The organism is Paraburkholderia sp. J41, assembly GCF_905220235.1.
Lineage (GTDB): Bacteria > Pseudomonadota > Gammaproteobacteria > Burkholderiales > Burkholderiaceae > Paraburkholderia.
Window position 1 is genome coordinate 24,774 of sequence record NZ_CAJMZE010000007.1, and the last position, 14,551, is coordinate 39,324.

9 protein-coding genes and 3 pseudogenes are annotated in these 14,551 nt (G+C 62.6%); 3 read left to right on the forward strand and 9 right to left on the reverse strand.

All coding sequences use genetic code 11. The features are described from left to right. Positions 1-11 precede the first annotated feature (11 nt). From U5805_RS09060 to U5805_RS09070, 3 genes are read right to left on the reverse strand one after another with little or no spacing between them, the layout of a single operon-like run. A complete protein-coding gene (locus U5805_RS09060) occupies positions 12-467 on the reverse strand; it encodes a DoxX family protein (RefSeq protein ID WP_322103139.1) in 456 nt (151 codons plus the stop codon). Then, positions 446-2,332, reverse strand: a complete 1,887-nt coding sequence (locus tag U5805_RS09065) for an amidohydrolase (RefSeq protein ID WP_322103140.1) — start codon at positions 2,330-2,332, stop codon at positions 446-448. Before U5805_RS09065 ends, U5805_RS09060 begins: the two co-directional genes overlap by 22 nt. Continuing rightward, positions 2,329-2,619: a XapX domain-containing protein gene (locus U5805_RS09070; RefSeq protein WP_322103141.1), complete on the reverse strand. Its 291-nt coding sequence runs from the start codon at positions 2,617-2,619 to the stop codon at positions 2,329-2,331. Before U5805_RS09070 ends, U5805_RS09065 begins: the two co-directional genes overlap by 4 nt. A gap of 312 nt (positions 2,620-2,931) precedes the next feature. On the opposite strand from U5805_RS09070, the gene U5805_RS09075 reads away from it, so the two are divergent. Then, positions 2,932-3,621 carry a hydrolase gene (locus U5805_RS09075; RefSeq protein ID WP_322103142.1) on the forward strand — a complete coding sequence of 230 codons (690 nt, stop codon included), beginning with the start codon at positions 2,932-2,934 and terminating at the stop codon, positions 3,619-3,621. Positions 3,622-3,734: 113 nt separating this feature from the next. Further along, a pseudogene (locus U5805_RS09080) lies at positions 3,735-3,896 on the forward strand (DUF1427 family protein); the annotation flags it as partial. Between the two features lie 32 nt (positions 3,897-3,928). On the opposite strand, the gene U5805_RS09085 reads toward U5805_RS09080, so the two are convergent. Together U5805_RS09085 and U5805_RS09090 are read right to left on the reverse strand one after the other, a co-directional pair. Then, the gene (locus tag U5805_RS09085; RefSeq protein WP_322103143.1) at positions 3,929-4,570 is read right to left on the reverse strand and encodes a phosphohydrolase; all 642 of its coding nucleotides are present in this window, start codon (positions 4,568-4,570) and stop codon (positions 3,929-3,931) included. A 351-nt stretch (positions 4,571-4,921) separates the two neighbouring features. Next, positions 4,922-7,993, reverse strand: coding sequence for an ATP-binding protein (locus U5805_RS09090; protein ID WP_322103144.1), 3,072 nt, complete (start codon positions 7,991-7,993; stop codon positions 4,922-4,924). Positions 7,994-8,740: 747 nt separating this feature from the next. On the opposite strand from U5805_RS09090, the pseudogene U5805_RS09095 reads away from it, so the two are divergent. Further along, positions 8,741-8,848, forward strand: a pseudogene (locus U5805_RS09095) (type IV toxin-antitoxin system AbiEi family antitoxin); the annotation flags it as partial. A gap of 48 nt (positions 8,849-8,896) precedes the next feature. On the opposite strand, the pseudogene U5805_RS09100 reads toward U5805_RS09095, so the two are convergent. From U5805_RS09100 to U5805_RS09115, 4 genes and pseudogenes are all read right to left on the reverse strand, one after another. Next, positions 8,897-9,278, reverse strand: a pseudogene (locus U5805_RS09100) (transposase); the annotation flags it as partial. A gap of 39 nt (positions 9,279-9,317) precedes the next feature. Next, entirely contained in the window at positions 9,318-10,454 is a 1,137-nt protein-coding gene (alr, locus tag U5805_RS09105; protein ID WP_322103145.1) for an alanine racemase, read from the reverse strand. A gap of 14 nt (positions 10,455-10,468) precedes the next feature. After that, positions 10,469-12,304: a hydantoinase B/oxoprolinase family protein gene (locus U5805_RS09110; protein WP_322103146.1), complete on the reverse strand. Its 1,836-nt coding sequence runs from the start codon at positions 12,302-12,304 to the stop codon at positions 10,469-10,471. Then, the gene (locus tag U5805_RS09115; protein ID WP_322103147.1) at positions 12,301-14,415 is read right to left on the reverse strand and encodes a hydantoinase/oxoprolinase family protein; all 2,115 of its coding nucleotides are present in this window, start codon (positions 14,413-14,415) and stop codon (positions 12,301-12,303) included. Before U5805_RS09115 ends, U5805_RS09110 begins: the two co-directional genes overlap by 4 nt. Positions 14,416-14,551: the final 136 nt, after the last annotated feature.

Here is a 14,551-nt window from a genome sequence, read left to right on the forward strand (position 1 = left end):
TTCCTCTCTAGTTATTCAGGCGAACGCCGCCCGACGTCAACCAGGCGAGTGACCATCACGAATGCAGCAATGAGCCCCAAATGCTCGAAAAAGCTGTTCAGTGCAATGAAGTGCGCGGCGCCGTTCAGACGCCAGAAAGCGTTCGCCATGAACATGGCCACCAGCGTCAGCGCAGCCAAGCCGCCCGCCCCGAGCCATGTGAACCTGGCGAAGACGATGCATAACGATCCGGCCAGCTCCACGAAGATGGCGATGCACGCCCAGAGCCAACCCGGATGCAGCCCGAAGTGCACCTGCTCGGCGCTCGCGACGTCGAAATGCAGCAGCTTTGCGATGCCGCCGATGAGGTACGCCGAAACGAGGCTGATTCGAACGATCGGCATGACCCACGGCTGACGCAAGAGCGCGACGACCCACGATGGACTGTCCGGCATCGGATTCCCCTCTAGACCGCCCAGCACGCGCATCCCAATGCTCCCCAGAAGCCTTTGTAGTCCGAGGTCGGCGCATTGCCGGCCCATGCACGACGATGGTCGTGGCCGTGCACGCCGCACGCGCGCGCGCATCCGCATCCGGCAGCGATTTGCTGAAGCGGCGCGCCGGACTCGCCGTATTGCTTCCACGCGGCAAATCCGCCGTACTTCCGCACGGGCGACCAGTCGGGCATCGCGGGAGGCGGCGGGCTGTCGTCCAGCGAAGCGAATTCGCCGGCGGCATACACGACCTTGCCGCCTACAACCGTCAGCAAGGATGAAGCTCCCGCAACATCGTCTTCCGCGCAACCGAAATAGTCGCGGTCCGGAACGATGATATCTGCGAGTTGTCCCTCGACAATCTGCCCTTTCTTGCCGACTTCGTTCGAGAACCAAGTGACTTTCTCGGTCCACATGCGTAAGGCCGTCTCCCGGTCCAGACAATTACGCTGCGGATAGATGCGCATGCCGCCAACCGTCCGGCCAGTCACGAGCCACGACAGCGAAACCCAGGGGTTATACGACGCCACACGGGTTGCATCCGTACCCGCTGATGTCTGCACACCCTTTTCGAGCATGCGCGCGACGGGCGGCGTGGCCTCGGCAGCTCTTTCGCCGTAGCGCTCGACGAAATACTCGCCCTGATAAGCCATTCGATGTTGAACCGCAATGCCTCCCCCCAGAGCCGCGATGCGATCCATCGACTTCTCGGTGATGGTTTCGGCATGGTCGAAAAACCAGTTGAGCCCTGCGAGCGGCGTATCGTGATTCACTTTCTCGAACACGTCGAGCGCGCGGCTAATGGTTTCGTCGTAAGTTGCGTGCATGCGCCACGGCCAGCGGTTTTCCGCAAGCACGCGGACGACGCCTTCGAGATCGTCCTCCATCTCGGCCGGCATCTCCGGCCGCGCAACGCGAAAGTCTTCGAAGTCCGCCGCCGAGAATACGAGCATTTCGCCCGCACCATTGTGACGAAAGTAATCGTTGCCGTCCTTGTACTTCGACGCTTTCGTCCAGTTGAGAAAGTCGTCCTTCTCACCCTTCGGCTTTTGCGTGAACAGGTTGTACGCGAGCCGGACGGTCAGCAAACCATCGGCATCGAGCTTCTTTACGACGTCGTAATCGTCGGGGAAATTCTGCGAACCTCCACCCGCGTCGATGGCGCCCGTCACGCCTAGACGATTCAACTCGCGCATGAAGTGACGCGTCGAGTTCAATTGATACTCGAAAGGGAGCTTGGGCCCTTTTGCGAGAGTCGCATAGAGAATGCCCGCGTTTGGCTTTGCGAGCAACAGGCCCGTCGGATTGCCCGCGGTATCGCGCATGATCTCGCCTCCCGGCGGCTCCGGCGTGTCTTTCGTGTATCCGACCACGCGTAGCGCAGCGGCATTGAGCATCGCGCGATCATAGAGATGAAGCATGAAGACGGGGGTGTCGGGCGCTATCGCATTCAGTTCATCGATGGTCGGCAGACGCTTCTCGTCGAACTGATGCTCGGTGAATCCACCAACAACGCGCACCCATTGCGGCGGCGGCGTGATGGCCACTTGCGCCTTCAGCATCTCCATCGCGGTTGCAAGAGAACGCACACCGTCCCAGCGAAGCTCCATGTTGAAATTCAATCCGCCGCGAATGATATGGAGATGATTATCGATCAGGCCCGGCAGAACTGAACGGCCCTTGAGATCGATCATCCGCGTGCTGTCGGATTTCAATAGATTCATTTCGCTGTCGCTGCCGACGCCAATGAATTTGCCCCCCTTGATGGCGACCGCGCTTGCAGCCGGATTCGATTTATCCAAGGTCGTGAACCGACCATTGAAAAGAATCAGCTCAGCCTTATCCTGGTGCGATGTCATGAACGCTTCTCCTCGGATGAAGTGCCCGTCGTGGGTCGAGACGCGCCTGGATTTCGGCCCGGCAGCGACCCGAACACATGTTGATTGCAGTGTTCCTCGTTCCAGGCCGCGCGAAAATGAACGCCCGAGAACATCTTCTTTGCTACGGGAATGATCTGTTCGCCCGCCAGAATGCCCAGCAGGCCGATCAATGCGACGAGAGGCGGCGCCGGTGACGGCACGCCGATCCAGCCGTAGACCACGCCTATGAGAATTCCGGCGAGAAGTGACAGCACATACGCTTTCATCGAACTATCTCCGCAGATCCCCGGGTATCTCTTCGCGCCGGCCAAGCCGATAACGGCGGACGCGCCGCATAGCCAGGGATTTCATGCCTCCCAATATAAGTACCCTCAGTAGACTTAACGAATTAATAGTTCTTAATAAAGCATCTGACCGTCAAACATTGTGAGACTCTCGACTATGCTTTATGTAATGGCGCGCCTCGGCCAAGCGGTAACGCGTAGCCCTATTTCGCGGCTTCAACGAGGCATACAGGCTGGCGTTCCCTTGCGGACCCGAGCGTAGCGATTGAAATCTCTCTTCAAATGGACGACATCATGAGCAAAGAGAAACTGGAAGTTCTTACCCCGACGAATAGCCAGATCATCTTTATCGATCAACAGCCGCAAATGGCATTTGGGGTCCAGTCTATTGACCGGCAAACGCTGAAGAACAACGTAGTCGGTCTGGCCAAAGCCGCGAAGACATTCAATATTCCGACCACCATTACGACGGTCGAAAGCGAATCCTTTTCTGGCTTCACGTATCCCGAGTTGCTCGATGTCTTCCCGGACCATCCCACCTTGGAGCGAACGTCGATGAACTCATGGGACGACCAGAAGGTTCGAGACGCGCTAAAGGCGAATGGCCGGAACAAGGTGGTGGTGGCCGGTCTATGGACGGAAGTCTGCAATACCACATTCGCTCTCTGCGCGATGCTGGAAGGCGGCTACGAAATTTACATGGTGGCGGACGCGTCTGGTGGGACGTCGAAGGACGCACATGACTATGCAATGCAACGGATGGTTCAGGCGGGCGCCGTGCCAGTGACCTGGCAACAGGTTCTGCTGGAGTGGCAACGCGACTGGGCCCGCCGCGAAACGTACGACGCCGTGATGGGAATTGCGAAAGAGCATTCCGGTGCTTACGGCATGGGCGTCGATTACGCGTACACGATGGTCCACAAAGCGCCCCAGCGCACGCAAAAAAAGCACGAGTCTCTCGCAGCTGTTCCGGCGAAGGGCTGAGCGGTGCTGCATTCTTGAACCTAAGAGGCTCGCAGCGGAATGGGTTGAGTGTTCTTGCTCCGGGCCGATGGATTGCCCGCACTATCGACATTTGCCAAGTTGAACCCGGATTAATGGAACCCTATATTCTTTCCCTTCTCGCCGGCCTTCTCGCTGGCGTCATTTACAGCGCCATTCGCGTGCGTTCGCCTGCGCCGCCCATCGTGGCGCTCGTGGGGCTGCTGGGGATGGTGATCGGCGTGCAACTGATCCCTGTTGGGCATCAGATCTTGACGAGCTTGTTGGGTTAATCCGCGCGGCCAGGCTCTCAGTCTTCCCATTGCGAGCCCAGAATCAGGCCGCAAAAATTGACGCGGTGGAAGTCGGGATTACACCGCTCCAGCACATCCGCGTTGACGTTCCCAAACGTTGATTCTGGTCGCCATAGCATGCCATCGGCCAATGCGTTGATGACAAGCACTTTGAACGCTGATTCGCGCGGATACGCACGAACCACTGCGGCGCGATCGTTATCCGATATCTCGTCGAAGTGCAATGCCATCAAATCCGTTTCGACGCCGGCTCGCAACAAGCTGACGAGCGGGGAATCGATTTCATCCAGCCCGAATGTCGAGTGCAGCACGATGGCGTGCCATACGTTGCGCAATTCGACCCCGGATATCCCATGCGACATTAAGAACTCGCATGCGGCGTCCGCACTGTCCAACTCGAAGCGGCGATTAGAGTCGCCGAAACGCCGCGCGAGTCCGTGGTGGTGAAAGGTCGCCGCAACGAACAAAAGTTCCTTTGGATAATCGACCGTCCTGTACCGCCCTATGAGCGACGCAAACAGGAAGACGCGGAATGCGTGGCCGAGCAGAACATCCGGCATCTCCTGCGCGACAAGGGCGACCGCACATCGCGCCATATCGCTGTCCGGTATCTCGACTCCCGCGACCTGCGCCGTCATTGCTTCTCCTTGTTCGATTCCGCGGACCCTGGCGCTGCTGCCTTGACGGCCAGCCGAAAAGCATTGCGTCTCAAATGCAATTTTGGAGTAAATAGCCTCTCCATGACTGAGATGCCTGTTCGAGTGTAGGTCGAACGGTCGCTAAACACTCTTAATTTTATTTAATTATGTTTTGGAAAATAGAAAGCATGCTTTTTGGTCTATACGAATGGGAAATTGAATCGGAATCTTTTAATTGTTTCTTTTCCGCTCCAATTTTTTTGCTCTGCACCTTATAGGCGTGCGCATATGCTTCGCCTCACAACGAAGCAAAGCGAGTTCCAAATTCATGGCAAAGAATCGAAAGTCATCTCAGTTGTCGTGACCGCGACTATGCTGCACGAGACACCAGTCACTACCCATGACTTGATCGTCGCCGAGCGGCCCTCTGCCGTTTGCCGCGCAAAGTGCCGAGAACGAATGCGTGTCCATGCCGTATGCGTGGATAGACGATACCGCATTGCCAACGTGCATCGCCTTCCGCACGGCTTGCAGCAAGTGCGCGGCCTCTCGATAGTCGTGCCATTCCCGCCCTCCCGGAAAGAAGGCGCATGCCGCTTCCAGCACGCTCTGAGCCCGTACATAATCGCCCTTTGTATAGCGGAACAGCGCAAGACTGAGAGCCGCTCGCAGTTGCAGCGAAGACGCGCCCTGACTCACCGCCGTGTCCAGCGCCTTGATGAAGCACCGTTCTGCCTCGGTCGAGGCTCCGTTGGTCTTCGATCCATTGAGTTCGACCGGCTCACTGATCGATAACTCTCCGCGAAGACGATAGAGTTCGCTCGCGAACCACATGTCCCCGGTTTCCTCGCAACGCTCTAAAGCGCGAGCGACTATGGTCGCCGCTTCGTCGCGCCTGCCGGCTCGCCCCAGCGCGCTCGCGTATTGAGCGATCAGCATCGCGTTTGGCGCGCGGAAGCCGAGGGCATCCAGTTTCGTGATCGACTCGGCGAATTCACGCAACTGCAAAGCGTTCGCGTCATCGAGAGAGGCGAGATATCCGGAAAACGCGTGGCTGCACGCCTGCGGGATGTTGAGCCCCATGCGCGTCGAGATTTCATGCAACGTGCCGACGGCTTCAGCCGCACGCTCCAGCTCGCCCGACAGCAGCGCAACAGGAATCGCGGCCTCGATCAATACGTAACAAATGACGATGGCTTGCTCCTGCGCGAGCGCGTCGATTACGCATTGTTCGGCAATTTGCAGTGCTCTGTCTCGCTCTCCTCTCATCCACAAGACGCGCGCGAATGTCGCGCTGCTGACGACGTGCTGATCGATGGAGCGGCCCAAGGGCATCCAGAACAGCAACTCCCGCGCACGCAATAAAAAGCGCCGCAGCGCGGTATAGGCTTCGTGCTGGTCGCCCGCATAGTGTGACGCGATGCCCACGATGCGGTGCCCCAGCAGCCGGTCGCTATTAACGTTGCATGCGTCGCTTGCATCGGCATCGCACGCGCGCTGCTCCAGCGCCCTGAAGCGCCTGGCAAACGACAAAGCGTCAGACGCGTCGCCGGCACTCGTGGCAGCGTTCCACATGCCCCATAGCGCACGCGCTTCGAAGTTAGTATCGCCGAACGCGATCGCCAGTGACAGTACCTCGGACCACAAGGCACTCGTCTTGTTGATCGGACCTTGCACATAGACAAGCGCCGCCGCAAGCGCCGCCTTCAACTCCATGCACACGCGCTTCGAACTCCGTGTGGCGATGCCATCGGGCGCGTTCTGGATTGCATCGAGCGAACGGCGCGCCCAGGAGCAGCATTCGTCGACCGACGATAGTTCGAACAGTAGCCGCACGAAGCGGACCGACAGTGCCTCGCCAATGGATTTATCGCCTTGCGGAGAGAACGCCCACGCAAGCGCCGCGCGCACGTCTTCGAGCAATTCGCGCATATTGCGCTGCCACGCCCATGAATTCCGTGACAACGCCGCGTCCGATGCATCGCCCAACAGCGTCGCGAAATATCGTGCATGGCTCAGACGCGCAGTGCGTCGCTCGCCGTTGTGATCGAGCTTTTCGAGTCCATAGGCGCGGGTCGTTTCGAGCAGCCGATACAGGGTCCCATTCACGCCGCTCGATCCCACGATCAGAGACTTCTCCACGAGACCCGAGACGGCCGCGATGATGCCGTATTCGTCCAACGAGCCGTCGGCCACGACTGCGATAGCGGCGGGCATCGTGAAGCCGGCGGAGAAGATACTCAAACGCCGGAGCGTTGCGCGCTCGGTCGGATCGAGCAGTGCATAGCCCCAGTCGAACGTCGCCCTCAGTGTCTGATGCCGCGGCAACGCGGAACGGTTTCCTCCGGTCAGTACGCGAAAGCGGTCATCGAGAAGCGATGCCAGGGTTTCCAAACCGAGGATCGTCGCGCGCGCGGCGGCGAGTTCGATTGCGAGCGGGATACCATCGAGACGTCGGCAGATCGTGTGAATCAGCTCGACACTGCGTTCGTCGGATGGAAAAAGCGGGTCGATGGCGCGGGCGCGCGAGCAAAACAACTGTACGGCGCTGCATTGCGCGGTGTCATGTTCAGGACCGGGCTGCGCGGGCACGTGCAACGGTTCCACGCGATACACACTTTCATGGACGACCTTGAGCAGTTCCCGGCTGGTCGCCAGCACGCGCGTCTGATCGCCGATCCCGATGAGCGATGCCGCCAGTTCAGCGGCCGGCCCGACAATCTGCTCGCAGTTATCGAGCACGAAAAGTATCCGCGGCCCGCCCACTTCCTTGCCAATGCGCGCAAGCGAAAGCGGCCCTTCCACCGGGTTGATGCCCAATGCGCTCGACGCTGCATCCAGCATGCTTTCATGGTCCGTGGCGGACGCGAGCGAAATCAGATACACGCCGTCCGGGAACAACTCGAGCGCGCGATGACCGACTTCGATGGCGAGTCTCGTCTTGCCTATGCCGCCCGCGCCCAAAAGGGTGACGTGCCTGCCGGTGCCGAGCGAGTCGATGATCTCGGTGATTGCGTCATCGCGTCCGATTATCTCGGTTGCACTCACGGGAAGATTATTCGGCGCGAACTGCCCGATGTCCGCTTCCGTGGAAAACAAAGCATCGTGCGACGCTGCGTCCGGGCTCTCTTGCGTCATCGCGCGGGAGAGTCGGTAGCCGCGTCCGGATATCATCTGAAGAAGGCCCCGGCTGTCTCCCAACAGGCTTCTCAGGCGGCACAGATGAACATGGAGATTGTTTTCTTCGACCACCGTATGCGGCCAGACCTGTCTCAGCAGATCGTTCTTCGATACGAGCTCGCCGCGCGCTTCGATCAGCACGGCGAGCACGTCGAACGCGCGGCCGCCCACGCGTAGCGGCGCGCCATTGCGCAGCAACTGTCGACGGTCGAGATCGACGTCCAGCGAGCCGATGCGGATCATAGGTGTGAGTCCAAGGTAAGTGCGATGCTTCGTCGTCGCCGCTGCAACGAGGCATCACATTTGCGCGGCGATCACGGGCCGCGCAGTCGGTCCCCTGTTCTGGGGTTTCGTTCGTCGATTCTTAGATGAGCAACCGGCCACGCGCTTTCTCTTCGCCGGCTCGCGGTTGCGAATGTAGTCGGGTCTGACCAACCGAAGTGCCGTCCCGGTCGTTATTCTTTCCTGAACGAAGCACCGTGTCTGTCAAATTCGACTGAATTCTGTGACGTTTTCACTATTACGACGATGGAAGCCCGTTCGACGACATAAGGCAAGCCGTACAGGCAATGACGCGCCTGGTTCCGAGGAAGGGACGCCGGACCAGTCTGATCTGACCACCAGGCCGCCACCGGCGGCCTCCACGACGCCCGGCACCTCCTTCTCGTGACGTCGTATCTTTCACCTGCCCTGATCAACGCCTGCCGTAGCCTTGGCGTGAACGCGATCGACGAGGCTGGCAACGCATTCGTGAAAGACGGCAACACTCTGGTCCTGATTTCCGGTCGACCGCGCGTCAGGGTACTACGTCGACCCAGCCTCTGGTCCAAGCGATCGCTTCAGGTCATCCTCGCGCTGCTCGTCAGGCCAGCGCTACTCCACGAAAGCAGACGCACGATCGCAGTGTTCGCCGGCGTGAGCACCGGCACCGCGCACACCACCGTGCAAACGCAACTGCAGCGTAAGGACCTCATCGAGCGCGAGGACGGAATGGCTTTCACCAACTTCGACCGGTTGCTCGATGAATGGGTCACCCTGTATCCCTCGCTCCTGAGGGAAGCACTGCAACTCGGAAGATACCGCGCGACGGAGCCGAACTGGTGGACCGACATGCTGGCGCCGAACGATGAATGGATGTTGGGACTTCTCGGCCGGAAAGGCCCGGATCTCGCGCACGCTCATGCCGCGCGCGTACATCGCGATGATGCGCTCGTCGAAGCCGGTGAAGCGACGCTCGTGTTTGGGAATCAAGATCGGTTCGAAGCTGCCGTCGCGGTCGCGGGGCACTTCGACGCGTACCGCCCCCCCGATCGGTGATCACGGTCTTGCCGCTGGCGCCGTTGCGTTCGTTGGCCTGCCCGGGTGGCTCCGACGCGCCCGGCGAGTGGCCCATGTGCGGATTCATCTCGGCATCCATTGCGCGCTCGATGAGCGCCCTGTCGAACGCGATCATCAGATCCTGAACCTCGGCAGGCGTCATCGACCGCTTGACCAGTTGGTCCGGCAGTTCGCCGGGCGGTTCAGGCAGCGGCCCGCGGGCCGCTGCCTGCGAGGCTACCGTATGTTTCTAGGGCAATGAAACATGAGGCAAACTTCGCACAAGTCGCGGCAGCAATTCCATTACCGGTAACTTCAACACGTCGGCCAGTTCATCAATCGTGATCCGCTCCCTTCCATCTTCGCCGACTAGCGTGACGACACTCCCAACACCCACGGCCGGCAGATCCGTCAAATCGATCACCGTATGCTGCAACGAACGACGACCCATCACCTGTGCCTGCACACCGCTTACCAACACGCGGCCGAGCGGCGGCACATGATTAAGTCCGTCGCCAAAGCCGATCGGGATGACACCCACACGCATCGCCCGCTCGAGACGAATCGGCGCCGAATAACCGATGCCGAGCATCGATCCGGCCGGATGCTGCTGTACATGAATGATCCTGGCACGTACCGCTCGCAGCATCGGCCGCAGAGATACCTGCTCCATCCATTCGCGATCGAGCGCCCCGTACAGCAGCCGCCCCGGATCGACCGCGCGATAGTTCAGGTCTGGATGCGCGATCATTACGCGCGAACTGGCAAGCATCGTCGTCACGTTGTCGAACCCTGCCGCGCTCGCATCGGCGAGCGCGGCATCGAATACGCCGGCCTGACGGGCGGTGATCGTCTCGTCGCCGGGCGAACTGAGGTGCGTATAGATGCCCTTCAACCGCACGACCGACTGCGCGGCGAGCGCGCAGAACGCATCCGCCCATTGCGACGGCAGGAAGCCGAAACGCCCGAATCCCGGATCGATCTCGACGAACGCGTCCACCGCGACGCCGGCCGACACGAAGGCATGCAGGCTTTCCATGCTCTGGATCGTCACCGTCAATCCAAGCGACGCGACGCGCGCGGCATCCTCTGGCAACGTCGACGCGAACAGCAGCACTTCCCGGTCGATGCCCGCCGCGCGAATCGCCACTCCCTCTTCGGGACTGCCGACGCAAAATCCGTCGACGCCCGCGGCGGCCGCGAGCCGTGCGACAGTCGCCGCGCCGAAGCCGAAGCCATTGCCCTTGCAGACGAAGTACACCTTCACACCGTCGCGCACCAGCGAACGCGCCACCGCGAGGTTCGCGCCGATCGCGCCGCGATCGATTTCCGCCCACGCGGGCCGCAACAGTCTCAATTCACGCGCTTGCGGATCGTTTTCGTACATGATGCGAACGCTCCTCAAAGACTGTCGACAACGGCCGCGGCGATACCATTCGAGCGCGCGAACTCGCGGTCCTGCCGCTCGCGCAACTGCTGGTTCGACAGCGAGCGCAACTGCACGCGCGCCGCGTCGGTCGCCGCCGGATCGACGCTCACCCGCCGGCGGTCGATCACGACGCCGTACACGTCCGCCGCCATCCGCGCCGAGATCCGCTCGTCGAGCACGTCGTCCAGCACGGCCTGCGCGTCGCGCTCCCACGGATGGCCGTAACCCGCGCCGCCCGCCGCGATGTGGCACACCGCATCGCCGCGCGTCAACGCGGTGACTGAACTCGGCATGCTCGGCAGCAGCGTCGATGCGCCGTCGCGCGTGAGCACGTTCAGCGACGGCGAGCCGTCGAGCCCGCCATGCGATCCGGTCGGACGATGCGCGCGGCGATCGGAACGCAGCCCGAGCGACGCATGGTCCGCCAGCAACTGATAGGTCCGCCGCATCGCGAGGCCACCGCGATGCTTGCCCGCGCCGCCCGAATCGGTGACGAAACTGTATTCGGAGACCTTCAGCGGCAGCCGTGCCTCGATCAGTTCGACCGGCTGGTTCGACAGATTGCCGAGCGGATTCGCAATGCCTTCGCTGCCGTCGTTGCGACCGCCGCCGCCCCAACTGCCGAGAATGCCGTCGGTGATCAGCCAGTTCCCGCCGTCGCGCGCGCGGCCGGAAATCGAGACGACCGAGGGGCCGCCTTCGCCGAGCGCCGGAATCGCGTCGGGCACGATTTGCGCGAACGCCCCCTGCAGCACGTCGAACATCCGGTACGCCATGATCCCGCGCGCCGCGCACGCAGCCGGCTCGACCGGATTCACGATCGATCCGCGCACCGCGAACACACTCACCGCGCGCGAAAAGCCTTCGCAGTTCGGCACGTCGACGCCGATCGCGCAGCGCACCGCCGCATACGCGACCGACTGCGTGGTCGCGAACGGCCCGTTGATCGCGCCGGCCACCTGCCCGTCGGTGCCGGCCCAGTCGATCGACACTTCGTCGCCTGCGATCGTCACCTTCACGCGGAACGCGATCGGCTTCGGCTCGTCGCCGAGCCCGTCGATGAAGTCCTCGTAGCGATACTCGCCGTCCGGCATCGCGCGGATCGCCTGGCGCGTGAGACGGTCCGCGTAGTCGTGCAGCGCATCGACGAGCCGCGCGAAACCGTCCGCGCCGTATTTCTCGAACAGTTGCGTGAGTCCGCGCGAGCCCGCGCGGCACGATGCGATCTGCGCGCGCAGGTCGCCGCGCAGCTGGTCCGGCATCCGCGAGTTCGTTTCGAGCAGCGCGAGCAGCGTGTCGTTCTGCTCGCCGCCGTCGACGAGCTTCATCAGCGGAATGCGCAGGCCCTCCTGGAAAATCTCGGTCGCGCCGATCGCCATGCTGCCCGGCGCCATTCCGCCGACGTCGGTGTGATGCACGATCGTCGCGACATAACCCTCGATGCGGTCGCCGAAGAACACCGGCTGGATCAGGTAGACGTCCGGCAGGTGCATGCCGCCCGACGTATACGGGTCGTTCATGATGTACACGTCGCCCGGCTTGCCCGCGTCGCGATAGCGGTTCACCACGTTGCGCATCGCGGCCGGAAACGCGCCGAGGTGGATCGGCAGCGTGAGGCCCTGCGCGATCACCCGGCCTTCGCGGTCGAACACCGCGGTCGAGAAGTCCATCGAGTCGCGCACGATCGGCGAATACGCGGAACGCAGCACGACGAGCGCCATTTCGTCGGCGATCGAGCCGAGCGCGTTTTTCACGATCTCCAGCGTGATCGCGTCGGTCGTCGCGGGCGAGGTCTGGTCGGCATTCATGCGGGTTGCTCCGTAAGCGTAATCACAATGTTTTCGTGCCCGTCGACGCGCGCGGTCGCGCCCGGCGGCACCACGCAGGTCGAGTCGTATTCCTCGACGATCAGCGGCCCCGGCCGCTCGCGTTCGCGCAGGTCCGCGCGCGACACGACCGGCGTATCGACGAAACCGTGCGTCTTGCCGAAATACGCGCGGCGCGACGCGCGCGCGCCGGCAGCGCCGCGGCTGCCGCCCGCGCGGCGGGCGTCGTATGCGCGCGCCTTTTCGGAGGCGAGGCTGCCGACCGCGCGCAGGTTCACCAGTTCGATCGCATCCTCTTCCGACGCATGGCCATAGGTGCGCGCGTGCTCCGCATGGAACGCGCGCGCGATGCCGGCCGCGTCCACCGCGTCGCCGGAACGCCAGGCAAGCGGCACGGTCAGTTCGTACGCCTGCCCCGCGTAACGCAGGTCGAGCGCGCACGCCACCTCGATGTCGCTGCGCGCGTTGCCTTCGGCCGCCATGTCGGCCTTCGCGCGCGCAACGAGGTCTTCGAGCGCATCGCCGAGCAGGCCGGCCGCCGCAGCGTCGAGACGGCAGAACATCGTCTGCATGAATTCGTGCTGGGTGGTCGAGAACAGCAGCCCGAGCGCGCTGAACACGCCGGGGCTCGGCGGCACGATCACCGTGCGCATGTCGAGCAGTTCGGCGATCGCGTGCACGATGATCGGGCCGTTGCCGCCGAACGCGAACAGCGCGAACTCGCGCGGATCGCGGCCGCGATAGGTGGACACGGCCTTCACCGCACGCGTCATCGTCGACGCGGCGATCGAGAACACGCCGTACGCCGCCTCGTGCAGGTCGGTGCCGGTCGGCTCCGCGACCTGTGCGCGCATCGCGTCGAGCGCCTTCTGCCGGTTGATCCGCAATTCGCCGCCGGCGAGATATTCCGGGTTCAGGTAACCGAGCGTGAGCACCGCGTCGGTCAGCGTCGGCGTCGTGCCGCCCGCGTCGTACGCGACCGGCCCCGGCACCGAGCCGGCCGAATCCGGGCCGACCTTCACGAGACCACCCGCGTCGATGCGCACCATGCTGCCGCCGCCCGCGCCGATCTCGGACACGTCGATGAACGGCAGCTTCACCGCATGGCCGCCGCCCTTCACGAGCTTGCTGCTGACGTTGATGCCCGCGCCGACTTCGTATTCGGTCGTGCGCGCCGGCTCGCCGCGTTCGATGATCGCCGCCTTCGCGGTCGTGCCGCCCATGTCCACCGTGATGCAGTCCGCGTAGCCGGACGCCGCCGCGACCGAGGCGCCCGCGATCACGCCGGCCGCCGGCCCCGACTCGATGATCGCGGCGGGCTTCTGCATCACCGCTGCCGCGCTCATCACGCCGCCGTTCGAATGCATGATCTGCACCGGACCGGTCATCCCGATCGCGCGCAGCTTGTCGATCAGCGAATGCAGATACCGGACGACGACCGGCCCGAGATACGCGTTCACCACCGTCGTGCTGGTGCGTTCGTACTCGCGGATTTCCGGCAGGATCTCGTGCGAGCAGGTCAGGTACACGTCGTCGCCGAGCACGCCGCGCAGCAGGTCGCGAATGCGAATTTCGTGCGCCGGATTCGCATACGCGTGGATCAGGCTGATCGCCACCGCGTCGATGCGTTCGGCCGCGATGCGGCGCGCGACGTCGAGCACCTGCGCATCGTCGAGCGACCGTTCGACCGAACCGTCCGCGTTCAGCCGCTCGTCGACCTCGTAGCGATGGCGACGCTTCGCGAGCGGCTCCGGCTTGCGGTAGCCGAGGTTGTACAGCATCGGCACCCGCAGCCGGCCGATCTCGACCACGTCGCGAAAGCCGCGCGTCGTCACCAGCGCGGTCTTCGCCCCCTTGCCCTCCAGCACCGTGTTCGTCGCGACCGTCGTCGCGTGCACGAGTTCGGTGACCTGCCGGGGATGCGCACCGAGCGACGACAGCAGCGCCTCCAAACCCGACACGATCGCGAGACCGTAATCGTCCGGTGTCGACGACACCTTCTTCGTATGCACCACACCGTCGTCGCCGATCACCACGATATCGGTGAACGTCCCGCCGATATCCACGCCGGCCCGGTAAAGTCTTTCCGCCATTGCACCCATTGCCCACCTTGCTCCGTATCGATGCGGCGCCGAACCCGCCGGCGCCGCGCCCAGTTGCTGCCTGCTGCTTGCCTTCCGTGTTCGAAGCCGTCAGCCGGCCTCTCCGCCGCCAATGCCATCGCAAGAT

Coding starts and splice junctions, on each gene's coding strand:
- U5805_RS09090 (WP_322103144.1), bottom strand. CDS start 7,993: ATGATCCGCATCGGCTCGCTGGACGTCGATCTCGACCGTCGACAGTTG.
- U5805_RS09070 (WP_322103141.1), bottom strand. CDS start 2,619: ATGAAAGCGTATGTGCTGTCACTTCTCGCCGGAATTCTCATAGGCGTG.
- U5805_RS09115 (WP_322103147.1), bottom strand. CDS start 14,415: ATGGCGGAAAGACTTTACCGGGCCGGCGTGGATATCGGCGGGACGTTC.
- U5805_RS09110 (WP_322103146.1), bottom strand. CDS start 12,304: ATGAATGCCGACCAGACCTCGCCCGCGACGACCGACGCGATCACGCTG.
- U5805_RS09085 (WP_322103143.1), bottom strand. CDS start 4,570: ATGACGGCGCAGGTCGCGGGAGTCGAGATACCGGACAGCGATATGGCG.
- alr (WP_322103145.1), bottom strand. CDS start 10,454: ATGTACGAAAACGATCCGCAAGCGCGTGAATTGAGACTGTTGCGGCCC.
- U5805_RS09065 (WP_322103140.1), bottom strand. CDS start 2,332: ATGACATCGCACCAGGATAAGGCTGAGCTGATTCTTTTCAATGGTCGG.
- U5805_RS09075 (WP_322103142.1), top strand. CDS start 2,932: ATGAGCAAAGAGAAACTGGAAGTTCTTACCCCGACGAATAGCCAGATC.
- U5805_RS09060 (WP_322103139.1), bottom strand. CDS start 467: ATGCGCGTGCTGGGCGGTCTAGAGGGGAATCCGATGCCGGACAGTCCA.